The 24510-nt window shown below is 73.9% G+C and carries 18 protein-coding genes; 8 read left to right on the top strand and 10 right to left on the bottom strand.

What is annotated here, in order from left to right; genetic code table 11:
- Positions 1–2: 2 nt before the first annotated feature.
- The gene (glgX, locus tag GCE86_RS06460; RefSeq protein ID WP_154226080.1) at positions 3–2123 is read right to left on the bottom strand and encodes a glycogen debranching protein GlgX; all 2121 of its coding nucleotides are present in this window, start codon (positions 2121–2123) and stop codon (positions 3–5) included.
- Positions 2124–2442: 319 nt separating this feature from the next.
- Between glgX and GCE86_RS06455 the strand changes: the two genes are divergently transcribed.
- The 6 genes from GCE86_RS06455 (at position 2443) to GCE86_RS06430 (ending at position 11126) form a co-directional block, all read left to right on the top strand.
- Positions 2443–3840: a glycosyltransferase family 4 protein gene (locus GCE86_RS06455; RefSeq protein WP_154226079.1), complete on the top strand. Its 1398-nt coding sequence runs from the start codon at positions 2443–2445 to the stop codon at positions 3838–3840.
- 130 nt (positions 3841–3970) lie between these two features.
- Complete coding sequence (locus GCE86_RS06450) at positions 3971–4375, top strand: NUDIX hydrolase (RefSeq protein WP_154226078.1); 405 nt, start codon at positions 3971–3973, stop codon at positions 4373–4375.
- 201 nt (positions 4376–4576) lie between these two features.
- Positions 4577–5233, top strand: a complete 657-nt coding sequence (locus GCE86_RS06445; RefSeq protein WP_154226077.1) for a response regulator transcription factor — start codon at positions 4577–4579, stop codon at positions 5231–5233.
- 109 nt (positions 5234–5342) lie between these two features.
- A complete protein-coding gene (locus tag GCE86_RS06440) occupies positions 5343–7445 on the top strand; it encodes a M14 family metallopeptidase (RefSeq protein WP_154226076.1) in 2103 nt (700 codons plus the stop codon).
- A 73-nt stretch (positions 7446–7518) separates the two neighbouring features.
- On the top strand, positions 7519–8220 hold the full coding sequence (locus GCE86_RS06435; RefSeq protein ID WP_154226075.1) for a fasciclin domain-containing protein: 702 nt from the start codon (positions 7519–7521) through the stop codon (positions 8218–8220).
- An 86-nt stretch (positions 8221–8306) separates the two neighbouring features.
- Complete coding sequence (locus tag GCE86_RS06430; RefSeq protein WP_239542997.1) at positions 8307–11126, top strand: M14 family zinc carboxypeptidase; 2820 nt, start codon at positions 8307–8309, stop codon at positions 11124–11126.
- A 64-nt stretch (positions 11127–11190) separates the two neighbouring features.
- On the opposite strand, the gene GCE86_RS06425 is transcribed toward GCE86_RS06430, so the two are convergent.
- The 4 genes from GCE86_RS06425 to GCE86_RS31560 form a co-directional block, all read right to left on the bottom strand.
- A complete protein-coding gene (locus tag GCE86_RS06425) occupies positions 11191–12474 on the bottom strand; it encodes a citrate synthase (protein WP_154226074.1) in 1284 nt (427 codons plus the stop codon).
- A gap of 194 nt (positions 12475–12668) precedes the next feature.
- Positions 12669–14708 carry a sulfatase-like hydrolase/transferase gene (locus GCE86_RS06420; protein WP_154226073.1) on the bottom strand — a complete coding sequence of 680 codons (2040 nt, stop codon included), beginning with the start codon at positions 14706–14708 and terminating at the stop codon, positions 12669–12671.
- Positions 14701–16119, bottom strand: a complete 1419-nt coding sequence (locus tag GCE86_RS06415) for a methyltransferase domain-containing protein (RefSeq protein WP_154226072.1) — start codon at positions 16117–16119, stop codon at positions 14701–14703. The genes GCE86_RS06420 and GCE86_RS06415 overlap by 8 nt, the downstream gene beginning before the upstream one ends.
- Positions 16120–16124: 5 nt before the next feature.
- Positions 16125–16274 carry a hypothetical protein gene (locus GCE86_RS31560; RefSeq protein WP_167364301.1) on the bottom strand — a complete coding sequence of 50 codons (150 nt, stop codon included), beginning with the start codon at positions 16272–16274 and terminating at the stop codon, positions 16125–16127.
- Between the two features lie 179 nt (positions 16275–16453).
- On the opposite strand from GCE86_RS31560, the gene GCE86_RS06410 reads away from it, so the two are divergent.
- Complete coding sequence (locus GCE86_RS06410; protein WP_154226071.1) at positions 16454–16852, top strand: VOC family protein; 399 nt, start codon at positions 16454–16456, stop codon at positions 16850–16852.
- Positions 16853–17098: 246 nt separating this feature from the next.
- Here the strand turns inward: GCE86_RS06410 and GCE86_RS06405 are convergent, their stop codons facing one another.
- The 5 genes from GCE86_RS06405 to GCE86_RS06385 are packed head-to-tail and all read right to left on the bottom strand — an operon-like array spanning position 17099 to position 23506.
- Entirely contained in the window at positions 17099–17800 is a 702-nt protein-coding gene (locus tag GCE86_RS06405) for an AraC family transcriptional regulator (RefSeq protein ID WP_154226070.1), read from the bottom strand.
- 44 nt (positions 17801–17844) lie between these two features.
- The gene (locus GCE86_RS06400) at positions 17845–19071 is read right to left on the bottom strand and encodes a bifunctional glycosyltransferase family 2/GtrA family protein (protein WP_154226069.1); all 1227 of its coding nucleotides are present in this window, start codon (positions 19069–19071) and stop codon (positions 17845–17847) included.
- A 3-nt stretch (positions 19072–19074) separates the two neighbouring features.
- Complete coding sequence (locus tag GCE86_RS06395; RefSeq protein WP_154226068.1) at positions 19075–21231, bottom strand: mannosyltransferase YkcB-related protein; 2157 nt, start codon at positions 21229–21231, stop codon at positions 19075–19077.
- Between the two features lie 45 nt (positions 21232–21276).
- Positions 21277–22788, bottom strand: coding sequence for a sensor histidine kinase (locus GCE86_RS06390; RefSeq protein ID WP_154226067.1), 1512 nt, complete (start codon positions 22786–22788; stop codon positions 21277–21279).
- Positions 22766–23506, bottom strand: coding sequence for a response regulator transcription factor (locus GCE86_RS06385; protein WP_154230363.1), 741 nt, complete (start codon positions 23504–23506; stop codon positions 22766–22768). Before GCE86_RS06385 ends, GCE86_RS06390 begins: the two co-directional genes overlap by 23 nt.
- A gap of 175 nt (positions 23507–23681) precedes the next feature.
- Here GCE86_RS06385 and GCE86_RS06380 point away from each other — a divergent pair, with 175 nt between their 5' ends.
- Positions 23682–24503 carry an FAD:protein FMN transferase gene (locus tag GCE86_RS06380; protein ID WP_163636878.1) on the top strand — a complete coding sequence of 274 codons (822 nt, stop codon included), beginning with the start codon at positions 23682–23684 and terminating at the stop codon, positions 24501–24503.
- Positions 24504–24510: the final 7 nt, after the last annotated feature.

Raw genomic sequence — 24510 nt, 5'->3', positions numbered from 1 at the left:
GGTCAGGCCGTCCTCTCCAGGACCAGCAGCGAGCGGTCGGGGACGCACACGCTGCCGGCCGCCTCGACCGTGAGGGTCTTCTCCGGATCCGGGTCCGCGGTGCTGATGACCAGCTCCCACCGCTGCCCGAACTCGGCCGGCGGCAGGGTGAAGTCCAGCGGAGCGTCGTGCGCGTTGAACAGCAGCAGGAAGGAGTCGTCGCGGTGGCGCTGGCCGTACTGGCCGCGTTCCGGGATGCCGTCGCCGTTGACGAACAGGGCCACCGAGCGGCCGAAGTCGTTGCCCCAGTCCTCGCCGGTCATCTCCCGCCCGTCGGGCGTGTACCAGGCCAGGTCGGGCAGGGCGCTGCCGGCGGCCCGGCCGCCGACCGGCAGCCCGGTGAAGAACCGCCGGCGGCGGAACACCTGGTGGCGGTTGCGGAACTCGGTGAGCCGCCGGACGAAGGCGAGGAGCTCCTCGTCGGCCCGCGTCCAGTCGACCCAGGCCAGCTCGCTGTCCTGGCAGTAGGCGTTGTTGTTGCCGCGCTGGGTGCGGCCCAGCTCGTCGCCGTGGCCGAGCATCGGCACGCCCTGGGAGAGGATGAGGGTGGCCAGGAAGTTGCGCCGCTGCCGGGCGCGCAGGGCGAGCACGGCGGGGTCGCCGGTCTCCCCCTCGACGCCACAGTTCCACGAGCGGTTGTGGCTCTCGCCGTCCCGGTTCTCCTCGCCGTTGGCCTCGTTGTGCTTGTCGTTGTACGAGACCAGGTCGTTGAGCGTGAACCCGTCGTGGCAGGTGACGAAGTTGATGCTGTGGAACGGGCGGCGCCCGTCGTCCTGGTAGAGGTCGGCGGAGCCGGAGATCCGGGAGGCGAACTCGGCCAGCGTGTTCGGCTCGCCGCGCCAGAAGTCGCGCACGGTGTCCCGGTACTTGCCGTTCCACTCGGTCCACTGCGGCGGGAAGTTGCCCACCTGGTAGCCGCCCGGGCCGACGTCCCACGGCTCCGCGATCAGCTTGACCCGGCCCACCACCGGGTCCTGCTGCACCACCTCGAAGAAGGTGGAGAGGCGGTCCACCTCGTAGAACTCCCGGGCCAGGGTGGCCGCGAGGTCGAAGCGGAAGCCGTCGACGTGCATCTCGGTGACCCAGTAGCGCAGCGAATCCATGATCAGCTGGAGCGAGTGCGGGCTGCGCACGTTGAGGCTGTTGCCGGTGCCCGTGTAGTCGACGAAGTACCGGCGATCCTCCTCGGAGAGCCGGTAGTAGCTCGGGGTGTCGATGCCCTTGAAGCTCAGCGACGGCCCGAGGTGGTTGCCCTCGGCGGTGTGGTTGTAGACCACGTCGAGGATCACCTCGATGCCGGCCGCGTGCAGCGCCTTGACCATGCCGCGGAACTCCTGCACCTGCTGGCCGAGCCGGCCGAGCGCCGAGTAGCCGTGGTGCGGGGCGAAGAAGCCGATGGTGTTGTAGCCCCAGTAGTTGCGCAGCCCCAGGTCGGCCAGCCGGTGGTCGTGCACGAACTCGTGCACCGGCATCAGCTCGACGGCGGTCACCCCGAGCCGCTTGAAGTAGTCGATCATCACGGGTGAGGCCATCGCCGCGTACGTGCCGCGCAGCTCCTCGGGGATGTCCGGGTGGCGCATGGTCAGGCCCCGCACGTGGGCCTCGTAGATCACCGAGTGGTGGTAGGGCGTGCGCGGGGGCCGGTCGTTGCCCCAGTCGAAGTACGGGTTCACCACCACCGACTTCGGCATGAACGGCGCGGAGTCGGTCTCGTTGCGCCGGTCCGGGTCGCCGCCCACCTCGTAGTCGTACACCGCCGGGTCCCAGGTGACCTCGCCGTCGACCGCCTTCGCGTACGGGTCCAGGAGCAGCTTGTGCGGGTTGCACCGCAGTCCGTTGGCCGGGTCCCACGGGCCGTGCACCCGGTAGCCGTAGCGCTGGCCGGGCTCGACGCCGGGCAGGTAGGCGTGCCAGACGTAGGCGTCGACCTCGCGCAGCTCGACCCGGCGCTCGGCGCCGGTGTCCCACTCGTCGAACAGGCAGAGCTCGATCTTCTCGGCCACCTCGGAGAAGATCGCGAAGTTGGTTCCCATCCCGTCGTAGGTGGCGCCGAGGGGGTAGCTCTCGCCCGGCCAGACCTGCATGTCGCTCCTTCGGCCATGATCATGAGCGCACCGGACGGGCGGGCCGCCGGTGCGCACGCCGCTTATGCCCCGCGGCACGCTCCGCCAATCCACCCGTTCGGACGGTAACCGAAATCCGCCGACCTGAGACCGGCTGAACCTTCAGGTGTTGTCCGTCACGATCGCCCTTTTCCGGATGCGGGTTCGGGCGGGATGGCCTTTCCTGGATAACGGACGCGCGTGCCCGCGCGGGTCCGCCTCGGCCGTTCGGCCGACCCACCACGCTCCCCACGCCGCCACTGACGCCGGCGCGTAGCAGCATGCATGGACGGAGATCGATGTGACCACCCTGCGGGTCGGCGCCCAGCCCGCCACCGCGACGGACCGGACCCACCGGCCCACCCTCACCTCCCGCCCCACCATCCCGCCGCAGCCCGGTGTGCCGCCGCGGACTCGGCGAATCCTCATGCTGTCGTGGGAGTACCCGCCGGTGCTCGTCGGTGGCCTCGGCCGCCACGTGCACGCCCTCTCCGTCGCCCTGGCCGCCGCCGGCCACGAGGTCACCGTCGTCACCCGGCACGCCGACGGCGCGCCGCTGGAGGAGTACGCCGACGGCGTGCGCATCGTCCGCGCCGCCGAGGACCCGGTCACCTTCCCGCTCGCCACCGGTTCGCTGCTCGCCTGGACCATGGCCTTCAACCACACCCTCACCCGGGCCGCCCTGCGCGCCGCCGAGTCCGGCGCGTACGACGTCATCCACGCCCACGACTGGCTGGTCGCGCACACCGCCATGACCCTGCGCGAGCACCTGGACGTGCCGCTGGTCAGCACCATCCACGCCACCGAGGCCGGCCGGCACCAGGGCTGGCTGCCCGAGGAGATGAACCGCACCATCCACGGCGTCGAGCACTGGCTGGCCACCGAGTCGGGCCGGGTGATCGTCTGCTCCGGCTACATGCGCGACGAGGTGGGCGCGCTGTTCGGGGTGGACCCCGCCCGGGTCGACGTGGTCCCCAACGGGGTGGAGCCGCACCGCTGGCGGGTGCCCGGCCCGGCCGTCGCCGCCGCCCGGGCCCGGTTCGCCGGGGACGGCCCGCTGGTCACCTTCGCCGGCCGACTCGTCTACGAGAAGGGCGTGCAGCACCTCCTCGCCGGGCTGCCCCGGCTCCGCGACCGGCACCCGGGGCTGCGCGCCGTGATCGTCGGCGACGGGCCGTACCGGGCGACCCTGGAGGACGAGGTGCGCCGGCTCGGGCTGGGCGGCACGGTGAGCATGCCGGGCTTCCTCGGCGGCACCGACCTGCCCGCCGTGATGGCCGCCTCGGACTGCTTCGCGGTGCCCAGCATCTACGAGCCGTTCGGCATGGTGGCCCTGGAGGGCGCGGCCGCCGGCGCGCCGCTCGCGGTGGCCCGCACCGGCGGGCTGGCCGAGATCGTCGAGCCGGGCGTGACCGGGCTGACCTTCGCGCCGCAGGACCCGGAGGGGCTCGCCGAGGCGGTGCACACGCTGCTGTCGGACCGGGACCGGGCGCGGCTGCTCGCCCGGCGCGCCCGCACCATGGTCCACGAGCAGTACGGCTGGTCGGCCATCGCGTCCCGCACCGCCGCCGCGTACGCTGCGGCCATCGCGGGCGACCCGGCGTTCACGGCCGCCCGCGCCGAGCAGCGGATGACCGCGGGCCGGACCCTGCCCGCCCGGCCCGAGGGCAACCTGCTGGCCGCCGCCGGCCTGCGCTGACCCCGCCGGGGCTGATCGGCTCCAGCTCCAGCTCGCCGAGGTGGCGGCGTCCGACACGTTCGGACACCGCCACCACGGGGAGCTGGAGTGGATCATGCCCCACGCGAATGCCGCATGGCATGATCCACAAATGGCCTCCTACGAAGTGGCGATCGTCCTGCTCGTGAACACCTCCGGCGCGATCCTTCTGCAGCACCGGGACGAGCACGCGCCCGTCTCCCCGAACCAGTGGAGTCTGCCCGGGGGCCGCATCGAGCCCGGCGAGACGCCGGAGGAGGCCGCCCGCCGGGAACTGCTGGAGGAGACCGGCCTGACCGCCGGCGAGCTGCGCCCTCTGTGGAGCGGCCCGCGGCCGTACGAGGAGGGCTTCCCGCACACGGTCACGGTGCACGCCTTCCACGGCACCACCGACGCCACCCAGGAGGACGTGGTGCTCGGCGAGGGCCGGGCGATGGTCTTCGTCCCCCGCGCCGAGGTGCTCGACCGGGAGCTGGCGGTCTCCACGGCGTTTGTCCTACCCCCGATGGACTCCTGAGGGGTGACGCGAATCGTGGCGGCTCACCGTCCGCGACGAACGGCGGCTCGCCAAGATCGCAACGCGACGGTTCGCGGAATCCGCCCGACGGGTCGACGTGAATGATCGTCCGGTCGTGATCTGAAGTTCGGGCTGGTCGCGGGCCGTGCGGATCGGACAGACTCGCCTGAACCGGTGACGACGAGGTCCGAGGGAGACGCGGTGCGGGTGCTTCTGGTGGAGGACGACCTGCGAGTCGCGTCCGCGCTCGCCGCCGCGCTGCGCCGCCGCGGCAACCTGGTCATCACGGCCACCACCGCGTCGGAGGCGGTCGAGGCGGGGCCCGTGGACCTCATGCTGCTCGACCTCAACCTTCCCGACCGGGACGGCCTCGCGTTGTGCCGGGAGATCCGCCGGCACAACGAGGACATCGCGATCATCGCGGTGACCGCCCGCGGCGACGAGCGGGACCGGGTGGCGGGGCTGCGCGCCGGCGCCGACGACTACGTGGTGAAGCCGTTCTCGATGGCGGAGTTGCAGGCCCGGATCGAGGCGGTGATGCGCCGCGCCTCGCGTACCTCCCGGACCGAGTCGGAGCTGGAGGTCGGCGACCTGCGGCTGGACCTCAACGCCCGGCGGGTCTGGCTCGGCGACCGGGAGGTGGTCCTGACCCGCAAGGAGTTCGCGCTGCTGATGGCGCTGGCCCGGCAGGCCGGGACCGTGGTGCCCCGGGAACGGCTGCTCATGGACGTCTGGCAGACCACCTGGGGCGGCGGCCACACCCTCGACGTCCACGTCGCGGCCCTGCGGGGCAAGCTCGACGAGGCCGGCCTCGTGGAGACCGTACGCGGGGTGGGCTACCGGCTCCGGCCGGCCTGAGCCGTCGATCCTCAGATCAATCTCAAGAAATCGTCGACCGTCGACCAGGGACGGGCTGACTCACGTGTGCTGTCCGGACCGAAGTCATCCCACCTGTTCTGGAGCTTCCATGAGAGACAGACGGACGACGGCCATCCTCTCCGCCCTGCTCGCCGCCAGCCTGGCGGCGTTCGCCGGGCCGGTGCCCGCACAGGCCGACCCGACCGAGCCGAACCAGGTCCAGGGCCTGACGGTCGCGCAGGGCGACGGCTACGCCACCCTCGCCTGGACGCCGGTCGACGGCGCCACCGACTACCAGATCGAACGTACCCCGGTCGCCGCCGACGACACGGCGACCGGACCGGCGGTGATCACCGGCGTATGGCGGCCGAACCGTCAGATCAACAACTCCTCGCCCACCTTCGCCGACGCCGGGTTCAACCCCGGCACCCGGTTCCAGTGGCGGGTCCGGGCCCGCTTCGGCACCACCGCCGAGGCGTACTCGGCGCCGGTGACCGGCACCACCCGGGCACCCTGGGGGGACCCCGCCGTGCCGGGCCAGAACCTCCGGACCCAGTGGGAGACCACCCTCGCGGCGCAGTACACCAGCGACGTCAACGAGTACGCGTACACCGCGGCGGTCGACGAGCTGAGCGACCGCGTCCGGGTGACCGAGATCGGCCGGACCGCGCTGGGCCGCCCGATCAACATGTTCGTCATCGGCTACCCCACCCCGCCGGCCACCCCGGCGGCGGTGGCCGCGACCTCGCCGCTGATGGTCAACTGCAACGTGCACGGCAACGAGCCCGGTGACCGGGAAGCCTGCCTGATCATGGCGCGCCAGCTGGCCTTCAGCGACGACCCGCGGACGCTGGACCTGCTGTCGCACACCACCGTCCTGATCGTGCCGACCATCAACGGGGACGGCCGGGCGGCCAACACGCGCGGCAACTCCACCGGCCAGGACCTCAACCGGGACTACTCGCTGATCCGCCAGCCGGAGACCTTCGCGCTGATGCGCATGCTGCGCGACTACCGGCCGGTGGCCGGCTACGACGGGCACGAGTTCGGCAACTCCAGCGCCGGCGACCTGCCGATGCTGCCGCCGCGGCACCAGAACGTCGCCCAGCCGATCTTCGACGAGTCGCAGCACATGATCGAGGGTCACATGTACACGCAGGGCGCGAAGGACGGCTGGTGGCCCTGCCCGTACGGCTGCAACGGCGGCGGGAACGTGGGGCTCAGCGAGGAGACCATCCTGCGCAACACGCTGGGCCTCAAGAACGTGGTGAACTCCCTGCTGGAGCTGCGCAGCTCAGGCGGCACGACCCGGCCGGACGAGGGCAACACGGCGAACAACCGGCGGCGCAAGACGTTCTCGGCGCTCTGGACGTTCCAGCAGTTCCTCGACTACCACCGGGCGAACCTCAAGGAGATCACCTCGGCGCGGGCCGAGGGGATCACGTTCCAGGTGTCGAACACCGGCCGGATCGTCTTCCGCGGCTCCCGGCCGATCGCGGCGTACCCCTCGCCGCACCCGGGCGAGGCCCCGCCGCCGCTGGACGCCCCGCGCGAGGACCAGATCCTCACCGACGTGCCGTGCGCCTACCGGCTCACCGAGGAGCAGTACCACGGCGAGCGCACCGACGGCCCGGCCGGCCAGCGGACCACCGTGGCGGAGCGGCTCGCCGCGCACGGCTGGAAGGTGGTCAAGGTCGCGGACGGGTACCTGGTGCCCCTCGCTCAGCCCGAGCGGGGCCTGATCCCGCTGCTGCTCGACGGACAGGCGACGGAGGAACTGGTCGCCGGCGAGCGGGTGTACCCGACGGTGACCGGCCCGCGCTCCGGGGCGCTGGTGGTCTCCGGCGTCACCTGCCTGCGGGACGCCACCGTGACCGGCCCGGTCCGGGTCCGGGCCGGCGGCACGCTGATCGCCACCGGCTCGACGATCACCGGCCCGGTGGACGCCAGCGGCGCGGCCGGGGTCTTCCTCACCGACACCACGGTCGAGGGCCCGGTGCGGGTCGCGCAGTCCAGCGGCCCGGTGGTGATCGTCGACGCGAAGGTCACCGGCCCGGTCGACGTGTCGGGCAACCGCGGTGACGCGCCGCTGGTGGCGGCGAACACCGTGACCGGTCCGCTGAGCTGCGGCGGCAACGCCCAGGCGCCGGACAACCTCGGGGTGAGCAACTCGGTGGAGGGCCCGAAGAGCGGCCAGTGCGCGAGCCTCTGACCCCGTTGACCGTCGTACCGGCAGGTCCGGCCTCCCGGGCCTGCCGGTACGACCCGACCGACCGGAGAACGCCGTGGAACGGCCCGTCATCCCCCCGCGATCCCGATCCCTCCCCCGGCTCCGGCGGCCGGCCGGCCGGCGACGGACGACTGCCCTCGCCGCGGCCGCGCTGTCCCTGGTGCTCACCGGCACGGGCTGCTCCGGCGCCGGCAGCGCCTCATCGACCACGGCCGGCGCCGCACCGAAGGCCGCACCCGTGGTGACCGGCCCGCTGTGCGACCTGCTGCCCTCCGGCAGCGACCCGGGCAACCCGGCCGCGCTGGCCGGTCAACCGGCCGAGGTGGCCCTGCAGTGGCTGCCCGTCCTCACCACGTTCGACGCGGCCGTGCGGGCGTCCGGCATGTCCGCCGACCTGCGGGGCGGCGCGGGGGTGACCATCCTGGCCCCGACCGACGACGCCTTCGCCGCCAAGTTCTCCGAGGACGACCTGGACCATTTGCTCGTGGCCGACCGGGACAAGCTGCGCGGCCTGCTCCGCGAACACCTCGTCGCCGGGTCGCTGTCGCTGGCCGACCTGGTGGCCGCCGGCACGGTCACCACGCTCGGCGGCACCAGGGTGACGGTCACCGGTGGCGGGGCGACCGCCCGCCTGGCCGGCCAGGCCGACACCGTGTGCGCCGACTACCGGGTCGCCGGAGCGCGGATCCACATCATCAACCGCGTGCTCGGCAGCCTGCCCACCACGGGCGGCGAGAACGGGCACCGCGCCCACTGACCGCACGAACCGAGCCTTGCCCCGGGAAACCGCGGGTCATACGTTTCGATCCAGGTCACTGGATCTACTGCCGAGGGAAACGAGGCATGCCGATGCGCCTGTCCAAGCGTCCACTCAGGGCGGTCCGCGCGAGAAGAACGGCCGGCGCCGCCGCGCTGCTCCTGCTCACGGGTCTGACACCGTTGCTCCAGGGCACGCCGGCCGGCGCCGCCCCCACTCCCCCCACCTGCAGCAACGACCCTGCCGCCCGGCTGTCCACCGTGCCCAGCCCCGAGTCCGCGCTGGGCTTCCCGCTCGGGACGGGCCAGGAGCGGGTCGTCACCAACGACGAGGTCCGTGGCTACCTGGCGGCCGTCGACGCCGCCTCCGACCGTGTGGTCACCGGCGTCATGGCGACGAGCGTGCTCGGCCAGCCGCTGCCGTACGCCATCGTCTCCAACGAACGGCACGTCCGGCCGGGCGCGCTGCGGCAGATCGCCGACGACATCCGCGACCTGCGGGACCCGCGCCGGACGAAGCCGAAGAAGGCCGCCGAGACCGCGGCCGACCGCCCGGCCATCGTCTGGGTGGCCGGGAACGTGCACGGCGGGGAGAAGAGCGGCACGGACGCCGCGCTCAAGACCCTGTACGAGCTGGCGTCCGGGCTGTCCTGCGCCGTCGCCGAGCGGAACGACAACCTGGTCACCGTCATCGTGCCGACCCAGAACCCGGACGGTCGCGACGCCAACCGGCGGCAGAACGAGTACGGCTTCGACATGAACCGGGACTGGTTCGCCCGCACCCAGCAGGAGACCGACGGCAAGATCGAGCTCCTGCGGCAGTACCCGCCGCAGGTCTTCATCGACGCGCACGAGATGGGCGGCCGGCAGTACTTCTTCCCGCCCAACGCCGATCCGATCCACCACGAGATCGCCAGCGAGAACGTCGACTGGATCAACCGCATCGGCGAGGCCAACAAGGCCGGCTTCGGCTTCAACGGCGCCTGCGGCGGCGCCGTCACCACCGAGTGCTACTTCAACTACGCGACCTACGACCTGTTCTTCATGGGCTACGGCGACACCGTCCCGGCCGCCGGTTTCGGCGCGGCCGGCATGACCTTCGAGAAGGGCAGCGCCTCGGCGGTGGCCGACCGGGTCCAGCAGCAGTTCCACACCCAGTGGTCCACCCTCGGGTGGGCCGCCGCGAACAAGCACGAGGTGCTGACCAGCTACTTCAAGATCTGGACGGACGCGCTCGCCGAGGGCCGGGCTGGGGCGCTGGAGCCGAACGAGGTCGTCCAGCCGACCAACACCGTCCAGTTCCCGGTGCCGGACGTCAAGATCCGCTCGTACTTCCTGCTGCCCGACCGGCAGCTCGCCGACGTGCGGCAGCTGGTCGAGCGGCTGCGCCGGATGGACGTCGAGGTCTACGAGGTGACCAAGCCGACGAAGGTGCCCACGGCCCGGGTCTTCGGCGGGCGCACCGCCACCGACGTGACGGTGCCGGTCGGTGCGTACTGGATCCCGATGGACCAGCCGCAGAAGCACTGGATCCAGGCGATCATGGGCGAGGACCCGTACGTCCCGTTCCCCTACTTCTACGACGTGTCGTCCTGGAGCAACCCGCTGCTCATGGGCGTGGACACCCTCTACACCGGCGACGACGTGCGGCCGCACGCCCGGCTGGTCCGGGAGATCACCGGCGGCACGGCCGCGGCGGCCGGGGCCAAGGGGTCGTACGCGTACCCGCTGGACTCGGCGGCGGCGGCCGAACTCACCTTCCGGCTGCTCGGCCAGGGCGTGCCGCTCGTCCGTGACCTCGACACCGCCGTGGTGGGCTTCCCCGCGAAGAGCCTGACCCGGGAGATCGACCGGCTGGCCCGGTCGCTCGGGGTGACGCTGAGCCCGAGCGACGCGGCGGCCGGCGGGAGCCCCGTGGACCTGCCGGACGTCGGGCTGTTCCAGGGCACCGGCATCTCCACCACCTCCGGCTCGCACGGCGAGGCCCGGTACGTCCTCGGGAAGCGGTGGGGGCTCGACCTCACGCCGGTGACCACCGCCGACATCAACGACAACACCCCGGCGTTCACCGAGCGGACCGTGCTGCTCGTGCCGGACGGCAGCAGCGCGACCGGCGGGCTCACCGCCGCCGGGCAGGCGAACCTGCGGAACTGGATCGCCCAGGGCCACACCTACCTCGGCCTGCGCAACGAGGGCACCCGGATGGCCCGGGCCGCCGGCCTCACCTCCACCACGGAGAAGACGAAGCCGGCGGACTACCGGATGATCGGCTCGCACCTGCGGGTCGACGTCGACGGCCGCAGCCCGGTGGCGCTGGGCCGCCCGGCCGAGGACTTCGAGTTCAACAACAGCGACTCGATCCTGACCCCGAGCAGCACCGGCACGAACGTCCTCACCTACCCGTCCGACGACACCTTCTGGGCGAACGGCTACACCACCCGCAGCGAGGTGTTGAAGGGCACGGTCGCGCTGGTGGACGAGCCGACCGGCGCCGGCCGGGCCGTGCTGTTCGCGTTCAACCCGCTCTTCCGGGCGTACAACGAGAACGGGTTGCACCTCGTGGCCAACGCCCTGCTCTACCCGTCGGGTGCGGCGGACCGCGGCACCGCGCGCCGTACGCCCGGTGTCGACCCCGCCCGGGCGGCCGCGGCGGCCCAGCCGGTGGCGGACGACCTGGGCGGCGAGTGGCGCCCGATCACCGTCGAGGTGGCCGCCGGTGACCGCGCGCGTGCCGAAGCGGTCGTGGCCCGGTACACCGGCACGGCCCGGGTCTCCGAGGCGGGCGGGTCGGCCTACGTGGTGATCCCGAACCCGGCCGGCCTGCAGGCCGACGAGCACCCGTTCCTGCGTGACCTGGTGGGCGCCCTGCGGGAGTCGGGGATCCCGCTGCGGTCCCTGGTGGGCTGACGCACCGACACGAAGGCCGCCGACCCCGCGCGGGGTCGGCGGCCTTCGCCGTTCGGGACCGGGCTCAGCGCTCCGTGGCGGGGACGTAGTCCCGCTCGGCGTAGCCGGTGTAGATCTGCCGCGGGCGGCCGATCTTGGTCTCCGGGTCGTTGATCATCTCGCGCCACTGCGCGATCCAGCCGGGCAGCCGGCCCAGCGCGAAGAGCACCGTGAACATCTTGGTCGGGAAGCCCATGGCCTTGTAGATGAGGCCGGTGTAGAAGTCCACGTTCGGGTAGAGCCGGCGGGAGACGAAGAAGTCGTCGGCGAGGGCGATCTCCTCGAGCTGCATGGCGAGGTCCAGCAGCGGGTCCGGCTTGGCCATCCGGCCGAGCACGTCCTGGGCGGCCTTCTTCACGATGGCGGCCCGCGGGTCGTAGTTCTTGTAGACCCGGTGGCCGAAGCCCATGAGCTTGACGCCGTCCTGCTTGTCCTTGACCTTCTGTACGAAGGTGCGGACGTCGCCGCCGTCGGCCTGGATCTTCTGGAGCATCTCCAGCACGGCCTGGTTGGCGCCGCCGTGCAGCGGGCCGAACAGCGCGTTCACGCCGGCCGAGACCGAGGCGAACAGGTTGGCGTTGCTGGAGCCGACCAGCCGGACGGTCGAGGTGGAGCAGTTCTGCTCGTGGTCGGCGTGCAGGATGAACAGCATGTCCAGCACGCGGGCCATCACCGGGTCGACCTCGTACGGCTCGGCCGGCACGCCGAAGGTCATCCGCAGGAAGTTCTCGACGTAGCCCAGCGAGTTGTCCGGGTAGAGCAGCGGCTGGCCGATCGACTTCTTGTACGCGTATGAGGCGATGGTGGGGACCTTCGCCATGAGCCGCACCGTGGACATCTCCACGTGGTCGGAGTCGAACGGGTCCAGGCTGTCCTGGTAGAAGGTCGAGATCGCGCTGACGGCCGAGGAGAGCACTGCCATCGGGTGCGCGTCGCGCGGGAAGCCGTCGAAGAAGCGGCGCATCTCCTCGTGCAGCAGCGAGTGCCGGCGGACCCGCTCGCTGAACTCGGTGAGCTGCGTCTGGCTCGGCAGCTCGCCGTAGATCAGCAGGTACGAGACCTCCAGGAAGGAGGACTTCTCGGCCAGCTGCTCGATGGGGTAGCCGCGGTACCGCAGGATGCCCGCGTCACCGTCGATGTAGGTGATCGCGGACGAGCAGGACGCCGTGTTCACGAAACCGGGGTCGTACGTCGTCATCCCGGTTTCCTTCAGCAGCTTGCCCACCCCGATACCGGCGGGCCCCTCGACCGCGGACTGCACCGGCATCGACAGTTGCCCACCGGGGTGGTCGAGCTTGACTTCCGTCATCTGTTCCTCGCTTCGCCGGCAAGATCTTCGTTGAATTGCCTTCGCTTTTACCGTAATCACGGTGGGGAGGACACCGCTCGTCATGGTTCCGTGGTGAGGTATGCGTCACCCGATTCCCGACTTGCCGACTCGGAAACCCGGTGGAAGCGCGACCACCCCGGGCTGGGAAGGCTACCCGGCGATCCGGCAGATGATCACGAGAGGGTGAGCCTGGTCAGCGTCCCGTCGCCGCCGATCCGGTAGAGGTCGAGGCGGTTGGCCCCGGCGGCGAAGAGCCGGTCGTCGGGAAGGAGTGCGGCGAACCGCCGGCCGGCGGAGTCCGGCGGGACCACCGCGACGACAGCGCCGACCGTGCCGTTGACCGCCACGGCGAGCCGTGTCCCGTCCGGCACCGAGGCGGGCACGGTCCCCCAGACCAGCGCGGGCAGCTCGCCGTGCGCGGCGTCGACGTCGCGGAACGCGGCGAGGTTGGCCACGGTCGCCGTACCCCCGGCTGGCCGGTCCCCGACGTGGGTGCCGACCAGCGGGTCGGGCGCGGGTGACGCGGGCGGCGACGGCACTCCGCCGGTGATCGTCAGCGGCTGGCCGGGGGTGTCGTAGAAGCGCTTGTCGGCCCGCTCGCGCGGGGCCTGACTGGCCGGGCGGCCGTCCATCCGCCACGGGATCCGCACGTGCGTCTCGTCGGCGATCGTCGGCAGCAGGTCCACGTGCTCCCAGTTCCGGTCGTCGATCCGGCCGGCCCGCTGGCCCGGTTCCTTGACGAACATCGGCACCCAGGAGACCTGGTCGGCCGCGTGGGTGATGGCGTCCAGCCCCCGGCCCTGCCAGTCCTTCCGGAAGCTCACCCCGTGGTCGGCGGTGACCAGCACGAGCGCCTGGTCGTAGAGGCCGGTGGCGCGCAGGGTGCGCAGCGTCTCGCCGATCAGCCGGTCGGTGTAGCCGAGCTGGGCGAGGTGCCGGGCCCGGGCCAGGTCCACCCACCCGGTCCCGTCGCTGCGCAGGTCGTCCGGAGCGGTGTAGTGCGCCCCGGACGGCAGGTAGACCCAGGGCGAGTGCGGCATCAGCAGGTGCAGGAAGTGCAGGGTGGGCCGGTTCGCGGGGCGCAGCCCGGCCAGGAAGGTGGTGAACCGGGCGGGCTGGCTGTCATCGAGGGTGTCCCAGCGGAACTTCGGGTCGTCCGGCACGGGCTCGGCGGCGTCCAGCCCCGCCTCGGCGCGGGTCTGCTCCCGGTAGGAGTCCTCCGGGTCGATCCGGCTGTCCACCGGGGCGGTGACCTGGCGCAGCAGCTTCCCGCTCTCCCGGGTCAGCACGCCGAGCCCCTGCTCGGGGCTGGCCGGCTGTTCGCAGCGGCTGGGCGGGCAGAGCCGGGTGATGCTCTCCTCGGCCTTGATGTCGTAGAGGCCGCCGAGAGCGGTGAACAGGTTGTCCGGGTACCGCGAGTAGTGCGGCGCGACCGGCTCCGCCGGGTAGCGCCCCGTGAGCATGGCCGGCAGCGCGTAGGGGGTCCAGCCGCTGACACCGGTGGCGTTGCGGTACCAGGTCGAGCCGCCGGCCAGCTCCGCGAAGTGCGGGTACCGGGCCGCGTCGATCTTCCCGTCCGGGCCCAGCAGCGAGACCAGCGGCAGCTCGTCCAGGACGATCATGACGACCGGCGGGTGGGCGCCCGCGCCGGCCACCCCGGCCGCGCCGCCGTGCCCCCGGGGCAGCACCACCGCCGAGGCCGGCGAGGCGAAGACGAACAGGCCGACGAAGACGAGCGGACCCACCGCGGCCACCCGCAGCACCCGGGCCAGGGCCCGCCACCGCCGGCGGGCGGCCGCGCCGGCGGCGCCGGCCAGGCCCGCCACGAGCAGCAGGGGTACGCCCCGCAGCGGCGTGAGGTGCCGGCCGACCTGGACCGCGAGCGCGGCCAGCAGCAGCCCCACGATCAGGGTGTGCAGGGCCGCCCGGGCGGGCCGGCCGGCGACCAGGCCGGCGGCGCCGAGCAGGGCGAACGGCACGGTCGGCGCGATCGCGATGAGGGCCACCAGGAGCAGCACGTCGGTCCGGGAGGCGCGGTGGAACAGGAAGAAGTCCGGGCTGCGGCCGAGCACGTCCAGCAGCGGCTGGGTCACCACCAGCCCGACCAGCGCCACCACCTCCAGCAGCCGGCCCACCTCGCCCCGCCAGCGGGCCCGGGGCGGTTCGGGGGGCGCGGGCGGGGCCTGCGGTGGCGCGAGCGTGCCCTCAGCCACCCACCACCACCTGGTAGAGGGTGCGGGTGCCCGACGGCAGCTCGGTCCGGCCGACGACCCGCCCGCGCGCCGCGAGCAGCGACTCGAACGCCTCCCGGCGGTAGTCCGGGAACAGCCCGTCCGGCTTGTTGGCCAGCAGCCGGCGAGCCATCGGATCCTCCGGATGCACGAACTCGACCACGAGGCTGCCGCCGGCCACGGTCAGCGCGGCGAGGTGGTCCAGCACCTCGGGCAGCGGCACGTTCCGGCCGATCGCCAGGTGGTGCACCACGGCCAGGGCGAGCACCACGTCGGCCCGCGCCCGGTCGGCGAAGGCCGCCCGCTCGACGCCCCGCCAGCCACCGCCGGGCGACGGGTCGGCCAGGTCCATGACCAGCGGCAGGACCCGTCCCTCCCCCTCGTCGCGCAGCGCGCGGTAGAGGGCGTCGACCACCGCCGGGTCCTGCTCGACGGCGACCACGTGATCGGCGTGGCGGGCGGCGATCCGGGCGTAGCGGCCGTCGTTGGCGCCCAGGTCGAGCACCCGGCCCGGCCCGGTGGCGGCCACCGCCCGGTCGACGAAGTGCTCCTTGGCCTGCCGGTCCGGCACCGAGTACGCGCACGTGCGCTGGTAGTCCGACCAGTGGCTGTCCCCCGGCCGGTGGTCCAGCCGGCGGACCAGCTTCGTGAGCCCCCGCACGGTGGCCAGGGCCAGCTCGCGCGAGTATCCGGCGGCCCGCAACTGGGCGCGCACCGTGCTGGTGCTGTCCCCGGCGGTGCGGTCCTGCACGGCGCCGTGCAGGTGCACGTGGGTGAGCACGCCGGTGCGCCACCGCCGGGCCCCGCCGAAGAGCCGGCGCATCTGGTCCGGCTCGATGCCGTCGACGCGGGCCCGCAGGAAGGGCTGGAAGTCCAGCCCGAGGTGGGCCTGGATCAGCAGGGGATAGAGCAGGGTCTGGCAGAACTGCCGGTAGCCGGCCCAGGGCTCGCCGTCGCGGGCCGCCTCGAACGAGCCGACGTCGATGAAGACCGGCCGCGCGCCCCGCCACTGCACGTTGTAGGCCGAGCCGTCCTTGGTGGTGAAGCCGGCCGCCAGCGCCGCGCGCAGCACCTCCAGGTGCAGCAGCGCCGCGTCCCGCAGCATGCCGTACGACCACTCGTAGGGGTGCGAGACGAACGGGATCCGCTCGTGGCGCAGCACCGCGGCCCAGGGCACGTCCACCGGGGTGGGGAACAGCTCCTCGGTGCCGCATACCTGGCCGGTGGCGAGGAGGTCGCGGAAGAAGTCGCTGGCCGCCAGGGCACACCAGTCCCGGGCGGACCGCTCGTCCAGCCCGCGCAGCACCTCGCCGCCGCGGTGGAACACCCGGTTGCCGGGGTCGCGGAAGGAGCCGGGCTCGGCGCGGAGCCCGGTGGTGTCGGGGAACGCCACGCCGGTCAGCCCTGGTCGGTGGGCTGCCGGCGGAACCGGGCCACCAGCCGTCGCCAGTAGAGCTTGGCGGCCACCGCCACGCCGGCCACCCCGCCGACCACCGCCTGCACGATGAGGCTGCCGGATCCCGCGTCCAGGTAGGCCAGGTGCGTCACGGCTGCTTCCTTCCCCTCGCCAGTCATGGGAGTCCGGCCCGATATGAGAGCTTTACCGCTCTAGGCCGGACTTGCCCCACCGTACGCCTCTGGTCCTGATCGTGCGGGCCACACCGGCCACTCGTCCCCCGTCCGATCCGTTCAAGACGGCCGGCCCCACCGGCCCCTACCGTGGCCGCATGACACCGCAGTTCGATCTCATCGGGATGGTCGTCACCGACATGGGACGCACCCTGGACTTCTACCGCCGGCTCGGGCTGCCGGTCCCGCCCGGCGCCGAACACGAGCCACACGTCGAGGTCACGCTCGACAACGGCGTCCGGCTGGCGTGGGACACGGTCGAGACGATCCGCAGCTTCGACCCCGGCTACGCCCCGGCGAGCGGCGGCCCGCGCGCCAGCCTGGCCTTCCGCTGCGCCGATCCGGCCGAGGTGGACCGCTGGTACGCGGACCTGACGGCCGCCGGCCACCACGGCCACCGGCCGCCGTGGGACGCCTTCTGGGGCCAGCGGTACGCGGTCCTGCACGACCCGGACGGCAACGGCGTCGACCTGTTCGCCCCGCTCAAGAGCGACTGAGCACCGGCCGCCGGGTGGCGCTCCCGCCCCGGAGCCGTCCGCTGCCCCGGCCCACCCGCCTCGGCGCGTCCGTGTGCCTGCTGCTGGCGCCCTTTCGAGTTGAGTCGCTGGCGATGTCGCCCGCGGGCCGGACCACACCGGACGAGTCGTTCCCGACGTCAGCTCGAAAGGCGTCGACGAGCGGGCGCCCGACCAGCCTGGCCGGACGCCCACGTGGGACATCGGGCGTGCGGCGGGTGGCGAGCGTCAGGCGCCGGCGGGTGGCAGCAGGCGGGTCGGTGGGACGCCGGCCAGTTCCCGCACCTCGCGGGTGAGGTGGGCCTGGTCGGCGTACCCGGCCAGCACGGCGACCTCGGCCAGCGGAGTCCCGGCACCGGCCAGGTCGAGGGCGCGGCGCATCCGCAGGATGCGCGCGAGGGTCTTCGGGCCGTACCCGAAGAGGAGCCGGCTGCGCCGGTGCAGGGCCCGCGCGCCGAGGCCGACCTCGGCGGCGGTCGCGGCCACGGTGGCGCCGGCCGCCAGCCGGGCGGCGACCCGCGCCCCGAGCGGGTCCGGACCGTCGGCGGCCCGCAACCGGCCGAGCGCGACCTCCTCCAGCACGGCGGCGACCGGTGCGTCGGCTGCCGCGACGCGGTCGGCCAGGTCGGCGGCGGCGCGTCCCCACAGGTCGGCGAGGGGAACCCGCTGGTCCCGCAGCTCATCGGCGGGCACGCCGAACACGGCGGGCCCGGTGCCCGGCGGCAGGCGCAGCCCGACCCACCGCTCCCCCGGCACGCTCACCGACAGGTGCGCGGTGCGGTCCGGTCCGGCGACCAGCAGCCCGGACCGGCTGGACCAGAGCAGGTCCAGGCACCCGTCCGGCAGCACCCGCACGGGCCCGTCGCCGCGCGAGACGCTGGCCCACCGCACGGCCCCGGGGATTCCCGGCGCCGCCTCCTCCCGGTACATGCCCCCACCCTGCCACGCCGCGGCCGGGCCGCGGCTTCCCGCGGTCAGGGGCGGTGGTGCATGGCGAGACGGAGCAGGGTGAAGCGGAGGGCGGTGGCCGCGAGGTTGGCGGCGACCAGGACGGTCAGCTCCACGGCGCGGGCCGGAGTGCCGGCGGCGGCGTGCAGGATCGCCAGGGACCCGCTGGTCAGCGCCAGGCCGAGGGCGAAGGCGAGCAGGCCCTGGAGGTGGTGCCGGCCGGCGTGCCGGCGGCCGGTGACGCCGAAGGTGAGCCGCCGGTTGGCCGCCGTGTTGGCGACCGCGGTGACCAGCAGCGCCAGCAGGTTCGCCGGTTGCGCCCCGAGCGGGCCGCGGGCCAGCAGGAACAACACGAGGTACGCCAGCGTGCTGGCCACCCCGACCACGGCGAACCGGGCGAGCTGCCGGGGCAGCCCGACGGGCACCTGGGCCGGCGGCGCGTGCAGCGGCGCCCGGCCCAGTTGCGCGCGCAGGTCGGCCAGGGGCAGCGCCCCGGTGACCAGCGCCCGGCCCAGCCGCCAGATGCCGCGCAGGTCGGCCAGGGCGGTGGCCACGATGTCCACCCGGCTGTCCGGGTCGTCCACCCAGTCCACGGGCACCTCGTGGATCCGCAGGCCGGCCCGCTGGGCCAGCACCAGCAGCTCGGTGTCGAAGAACCAGCCGGTGTCCTGCACGAGCGGCAGCAGGCCCGCCGCCACGTCCGCGCGGATCGCCTTGAAGCCGCACTGCGCGTCGGAGAACCGCACCGCGAGCGTGCCGCGCAGCAGCAGGTTGTAGCCCCGTGAGATCACCTCCCGCTTGGCCCCCCGGACCACCCGGCTGGTCCGCGCCAGCCGGGTGCCGATGGCCAGGTCCGAGTGGCCGGAGATGAGCGGGGCGACCAGCGGCAGCAGCGCCGCCAGGTCGGTGGAGAGGTCCACGTCCATGTACGCCAGCACCGGCGCCGGTGAGGCCGACCAGGCGGCCCGCAGCGCCCGGCCCCGCCCCTTGGCCGCCAGGTGCAGCACCCTCACCTCGGGCAGCTCGGCGGCGAGCGCCTCGGCCACCGCGAGGGTGCCGTCCACGCTGGCATTGTCCGCCACGGTGATCCGGAACGGGTACGGGAAGTGCGCCGTGAGGTGCGCGTGCAGCCGCTGGACGCAGGGCCCGAGGTCGACCTCCTCGTTGTAAACGGGGACCACCACGTCGAGCACGGCCGCGGGTGTCGTGGGCCGGGCCTGCACGGCGGCCCGGGGTTCGCTCGTGTCCGTCATCGCTCAGCCCTGCTCTCCGCCGCTCAGGTCGTACACGGTCACGCCGTCGACGGTCTGCGCCGTGAAGTTCTCGGCCACCCAGGCGGCGATCTCGGCGGAGGCGTTGCTGCCACCGTTGGCCCGGAACCCGCTGCCACCGATGAAGTAGTGGATCTCGCCGTCGGCGATGTACCGCTGGAACTGGGCGAGGGTCGGGGACGGGTCGCTGCCGTTGAAGCCGCCGATCGGCATCACGGGTTCGCCGGTGGCCAACTGATAGCCGGAGGCGTTGTTCGAGCCGACCGTGGCCGCGACCCAGGTGTAGTCGTCCGCGTCGGCCGCCAGCAGCGCCTTCAGCTCGGCGCTCGGCTCGCGGGCGTCGAGCAGCCCGCCCATGCCGCCACCGCGCTGCGACCGGCCGTCACCGCCGGGGAACTGGGCGGTGCCGCCGCCGGGCAAGCCTGGGAACTGCCCGTTCGGCGCGGTGCCGCCGTTCGGTGCGCTGCCGTTCTGGGGGCCGGGGAAGCCGGGGAGCTGGCCGCCGGGGACCGGCATGCCGCCCGGCATCCGGCCGCCGCCCGGGAAGCCGCCGCGGCCGCCGGGGCCGAAGCCGCCCTGCACGAACGGGCCGGCGCTGGGGATCGAGCCGGTGTGCGGGGTGGCCGCCGTCTGGAGCGAGTAGGCCACCGGACCGGCGAGCGCGGCCGCCGCACCCAGGGCCAGGAGCACGGGCGCCACCCGGCGGGGCAGCCGGTCGACGAGGAGCAGCAGGCCGGCGACGGCCAATCCGGCGACGAGCACGGCCGTGCGCAGCCACGGGTACCAGTCGGCGCTGCGGCCGAGCAGGCGCCAGGACCACCAGGCGGTGACGGCCAGCGTGACCGCGAGGATCACGGTCGCGGCGAACCCGCGCCACCGTGGGGCCGGCGGCGTGGTCCGGGCCCGCCAGAGCAGGGTCGCCCCGATGCCGACCAGCGCGCCGACGGCCGGAGCCAGGGCCACGGTGTAGTAGGCGTGGAAGATCCCGGACATGAAGCTGAAGATCAGCCCGGTGACCAGCAGCCACCCGCCCCAGAGCAGCAGCCCGGCCCGGGTCCGGTCGGTACGCGCCGCCCGCCCGGCCAGCCACAGCCCGGCGACCAGCAGGATCAACGCGGCCGGCAGCAGCCAGGAGATCTGGCCACCGACCTCGGTGCCGAACATCCGCAGCAGGCCGGACTGACCGGAGAACGGGCCCCCGCCGCCCATCCGGCCGGCGCCGCCGACGCTGCCCTCCTCGTCGCCGGTGATCCGGCCGAGGCCGTTGTAGCCGAGGGTCAGCTCCAGGATGCTGTTGTGCTGCGAGCCGCCGATGTAGGGCCGAGCGTTCGCCGGGACCAGCTCCACGACCGCCACCCACCAGCCGGCGGCCACCACCACGGCCAGCCCGGACAGCAGCAGCTGGCGGATCCGCCGCCCGAGACCGGTCGGCGCGGCCAGCAGGTAGACCCCGGCGAAGACGGGGATCACCAGGAACGCCTGGAGCATCTTGGTGAGGAAGCCGAGTCCGACCAGCGCGCCGGTGAGCGTGATCCACCGGGTGCTCGCCGTCTCGACCGCGCGCACCGTCGCGTACGCGGCAGCGACCAGCAGGAGCACCAGCAGGGCGTCGGGGTTGTTGAACCGGAACATGAGCGTGGCCACCGGCGTGAGCGCGAGCACCGCCCCGGCCAGCAGGCCGGCGACCGGCCCGTACCAGCGGCGCACGGCGGCGTGCAGAACGCCGACCGAGGCGACGCCGAGCAGCGCCTGCGGCACCAGGATCGACCAGCTGCTCAGCCCGAAGAGGCGGACCGAGAGGGCCATCAGCCACAGCGACGCCGGGGTCTTGTCGACGGTGATCGAGTTGGCCGCGTCCGAGGAGCCGTAGAAGAAGGCCTTCCAGCTCTCCGAGCCGGCCTGCACGGCCGCCGAGTAGAACGCGTTGCCCCACCCCGAGGCGCCCAGGCCCCAGAGGTAGAGCACCGCGGTGGCCAGGAGCAGGCCGAGCAGGGCCGGTCGCGTCCAGCGCGGGTCGCGACGGGGCGGCTCGGCCGGCGGCTGCGCCGGTGTCACGGCCGGTTCCGGAGCGGGCGCGGGGGCCGGGTCGGTCGCGGGCGACCCGGCCGCGGGCGCGGTCAGCAGGCTCTCTGTTCTGTCCATGCCGGCAAGCTTCGGGTGACCCGCTGACCCGCCCCCGTGAGCGACCTATGCGTCGGCTGTGGATCCGGGCAGCCGCACCGTGAAGACGGTCTGGCCGGGGCGGCTCGCCACGTCGACCGCACCGTGGTGGGCCTCCACCACGGCGGCCACGATGGCCAGGCCGAGGCCGGTGCTGCCGTGCGCGCGGGACCGGGAGCTGTCGCCGCGGGCGAACCGCTCGAAGACCTCCGGTTGCAGCTCGTCGGGGATGCCGGGGCCGTCGTCGGCGACGGTCAGCTCGACGCCGCCGGCGACCGGCGCGAGCCGGGTGGTCACCGTGGTGCCGGGCGGGGTGTGCACGCGGGCGTTGGCGAGCAGGTTCGCCAGCACCTGGTGCAGCCGGTGGGCGTCGCCGGTGACGCTCACCGGCTCGTCGGGCAGGTCGAGCTGCCAGCGGTGCTCCGGGCCGGCCACGTGCGCGTCGCTGACCGCGTTGACCACCATGGCGGTGAGGTCCACCGGCTCGGCCGCGAGCGGGCGGCCGGAGTCGAGGCGGGCGAGCAGCAGCAGGTCGTCGACGAGGCTGGTCATCCGCGTGCTCTCCGACTCCACCCGGCGCAGGGCGTGCGCCACGTCGGGCGGCACCTCGTCCCGCCCGCGCCGGGCCACCTCGGCGTAGCCGCGGATGGCGGCCAGCGGCGTACGCAGCTCGTGGCTGGCGTCGGCGACGAACTGGCGTACCCGTGTCTCGCTGGCCTGCCGGGCGGCGAGCGCGGCGGCTACGTGGCCGAGCATCCGGTTGAGCGCGCCGCCCACCTGCCCGACCTCGGTACGCGGGTCGGTGTCGGCGGCCGGCACCCGCACCGACAGCGCCACCTCGCCGCGGTCCAGCGGCAGCTCGGTGACCCGGGCGGCGGTGGCGGCCACCCGGTTCAGCGGGCGCAGCGCGGCCCGCACGATCAGCGCGCCGAGCCCGCCGGCGATGATCAGCCCGGCGGTGACCAGCCCGGCCTGGGCGACCAGTACCCACATGACCGTCTCGTTCACGCCGGACAGCGGGACGGCGAACACGAGGACGTCCCCGTCGGCCGCCTGGTGGGCGACGGCCCGGTAGTCGCCGTGTGCCCCGATGTCCACGGTGCGGGGCCGCCCGTCGGTGGGTTGCCCGGTCACCGCCGCCGCCTGCTCCACCGGCAACGACTCGACCACGCGGGGGCCGGTCCTGATCTTGGCGCAGACGACCTGGCCGTCATCGACCTTCACGGCGACGGAGTTCACCGGGAAGCCGGGCGGTGGCTGCAGCGCCTCGCACTCCCCGGCGGCACCGGGCCGCCCGGGCGTCGGCTGGTCCCGGAAGATGTCGGGCACGTTCTCGCGCCGGCGGTCGCCGGCCGTGATCTGGTCGTCGACCTGGCGGATCAGGAAGTGTCGCAGGGCGATCGTGGTGAGGCCGCCGATGCCGATGCTGACCAGGGCCAGCAGCGCCACCACGGAGAGCACCAGGCGGCGGCGCAGCGACCAGCCGGCCAGCCGCCGCCGCAGTCGCCCGCCCCGGTCACTCCGCGGGCTTGAGGACATAGCCCGCACCGCGAAGGGTGTGGATCATGGGCTCGCGGCCCGCGTCGATCTTCTTGCGCAGGTACGAGATGTAGAGCTCGACTACGTTGGCCTGGCCGCCGAAGTCGTAGTTCCAGACCCGGTCGAGGATCTGCGCCTTGCTCAGCACCCGGCGCGGGTTGCGCATCAGGTAGCGCAGCAGCTCGAACTCGGTGGCGGTGAGGTTGATCAGGTCGCCGCCGCGGCGTACCTCGTGGCTGTCCTCGTCGAGGCTGAGGTCGCCGACGGTGAGCACGGCCTCCTCGCGGGCGGCGACGGCGAACCCGGAGCGGCGCAGCAGGGCGCGCAGCCGGGCGATCACCTCTTCCAGGCTGAACGGCTTGGTGACGTAGTCGTCGCCGCCGACGGTGAGCCCGGCGATCCGCTCCTCGACCGCGTCCCGGGCGGTCAGGAAGAGCACCGGCACGGTGGGCGCCTGCTCGCGCAGCCGGCGCAGCACCTGGAAGCCGTCCAGGTCGGGGAGCATCACGTCGAGCACCACGGCGTCGGGCTTGACCTGCCGCGCGGCGGTGATCGCCGCCATTCCGCTGCCGGCGGTGGTCACCTGCCAGCCCTCGTAGCGCAGCGCCATCGAGAGCAGGTCGGTGAGCGTGGGCTCGTCGTCCACCACCAGCACCCGCACCGGTTCGCCGTCCGGTCGCCGCAACTCGATGCGGCCCTGCGCGGCCTGCCCGTTCATGACCATGCTCCCATCGTGGGCGCACCCGCTGTGCCGGGCCTGTCTCGATCCTGTGTACCAGCTGTGCGGCCCAGGTGCCGGGACCCCGCGCGGGCCGGGCCGCGCGGGTCGGACGCACAGCCGGACCACAGGCGCGGCCCACCTCCCCTCCAGCCTCGGCGGGCACGCTCACCGCATGAGCGTGGACGGGTTCTTCGAGGTCCGCTGGTGGTGGAAAAGCAGGGCGGTCCGGGTGGCGGTCGTGGACCGTACGGCGCTTCCGGCGGCCCGCCGCGCGGTGGCGCGCCGCCTGGCGGGCCTGCGGGCGGTGGACCTGGAGCTGGCGCGGGCACACCGGGCCGCCGGCCGGCCGGTGCCGGTGGGTCCGCTCCTGCGCGACCTGGTGGCGGTGTCGCTGGGTGCGGCCGAGGCGACCGGCGGGCTCGTGGATCCGACGGTCGGTGCGGCCCGGCTGCGCCGGTCGGTGATCCCGCTGCCGGCCTGTGGCTCGGCCTGGGGCCGGGTGGACCGGGGCGGGGACTGGCGGGCGGTGTCGCTGCGCGGGAACCTGCTGGCCGTGCCGCCGCCGCTCTGGCTGGACCTGGGCGGGACGGCCGGCGCGTACCTCGTGCAGCGGTGCGCCGAGCAGGTGGCGGCGCGGTACGGGACCGGGGTGCTGGTGGCGGTCGGGTCCCGGGTGGCCGCGGCGGGGCCGGCGCCGGCCGGCGGGTGGCGGGTCGCGCACGGACCGGCCACGCTGACCGACGGCGCGCTGGTCACCGCCGACGTGCTGCGCCCGGACGGCGGCGGGGTACGCGACGCGCGCACCGGCGCCGCGCCGGACTCGCCGTGGGCCGCCGTGACGGTGGCGGCGCCCGACGCGGCGCGCGCCGCCATGCTGGCGGTGGCGGCGCTGGCCCGCGGCGCGGACGGCCCCGGATGGCTGGCCGGCCAGGGCGTACGGGCCTGGCCGCGGACGCGCCGGACGGCCCTTCCCCAGCTGGCTACCCGGTGGTAACTTGCCG

The organism is Micromonospora terminaliae (assembly GCF_009671205.1).
Classification (GTDB): Bacteria; Actinomycetota; Actinomycetes; order Mycobacteriales; family Micromonosporaceae; genus Micromonospora; species Micromonospora terminaliae.
Note: the sequence above shows the minus strand (reverse complement) of the source record. Positions and strands in the feature narration are given on the sequence as shown.

Coding starts and splice junctions, on each gene's coding strand:
- glgX (WP_154226080.1), bottom strand. CDS start 2,123: ATGCAGGTCTGGCCGGGCGAGAGCTACCCCCTCGGCGCCACCTACGAC.
- GCE86_RS06450 (WP_154226078.1), top strand. CDS start 3,971: ATGGCCTCCTACGAAGTGGCGATCGTCCTGCTCGTGAACACCTCCGGC.
- GCE86_RS06440 (WP_154226076.1), top strand. CDS start 5,343: ATGAGAGACAGACGGACGACGGCCATCCTCTCCGCCCTGCTCGCCGCC.
- GCE86_RS06430 (WP_239542997.1), top strand. CDS start 8,307: ATGCCGATGCGCCTGTCCAAGCGTCCACTCAGGGCGGTCCGCGCGAGA.
- GCE86_RS06425 (WP_154226074.1), bottom strand. CDS start 12,474: ATGACGGAAGTCAAGCTCGACCACCCCGGTGGGCAACTGTCGATGCCG.
- GCE86_RS06410 (WP_154226071.1), top strand. CDS start 16,454: ATGACACCGCAGTTCGATCTCATCGGGATGGTCGTCACCGACATGGGA.
- GCE86_RS06405 (WP_154226070.1), bottom strand. CDS start 17,800: ATGTACCGGGAGGAGGCGGCGCCGGGAATCCCCGGGGCCGTGCGGTGG.
- GCE86_RS06400 (WP_154226069.1), bottom strand. CDS start 19,071: ATGACGGACACGAGCGAACCCCGGGCCGCCGTGCAGGCCCGGCCCACG.
- GCE86_RS06395 (WP_154226068.1), bottom strand. CDS start 21,231: ATGGACAGAACAGAGAGCCTGCTGACCGCGCCCGCGGCCGGGTCGCCC.
- GCE86_RS06390 (WP_154226067.1), bottom strand. CDS start 22,788: ATGTCCTCAAGCCCGCGGAGTGACCGGGGCGGGCGACTGCGGCGGCGG.
- GCE86_RS06385 (WP_154230363.1), bottom strand. CDS start 23,506: ATGAACGGGCAGGCCGCGCAGGGCCGCATCGAGTTGCGGCGACCGGAC.
- GCE86_RS06380 (WP_163636878.1), top strand. CDS start 23,682: ATGAGCGTGGACGGGTTCTTCGAGGTCCGCTGGTGGTGGAAAAGCAGG.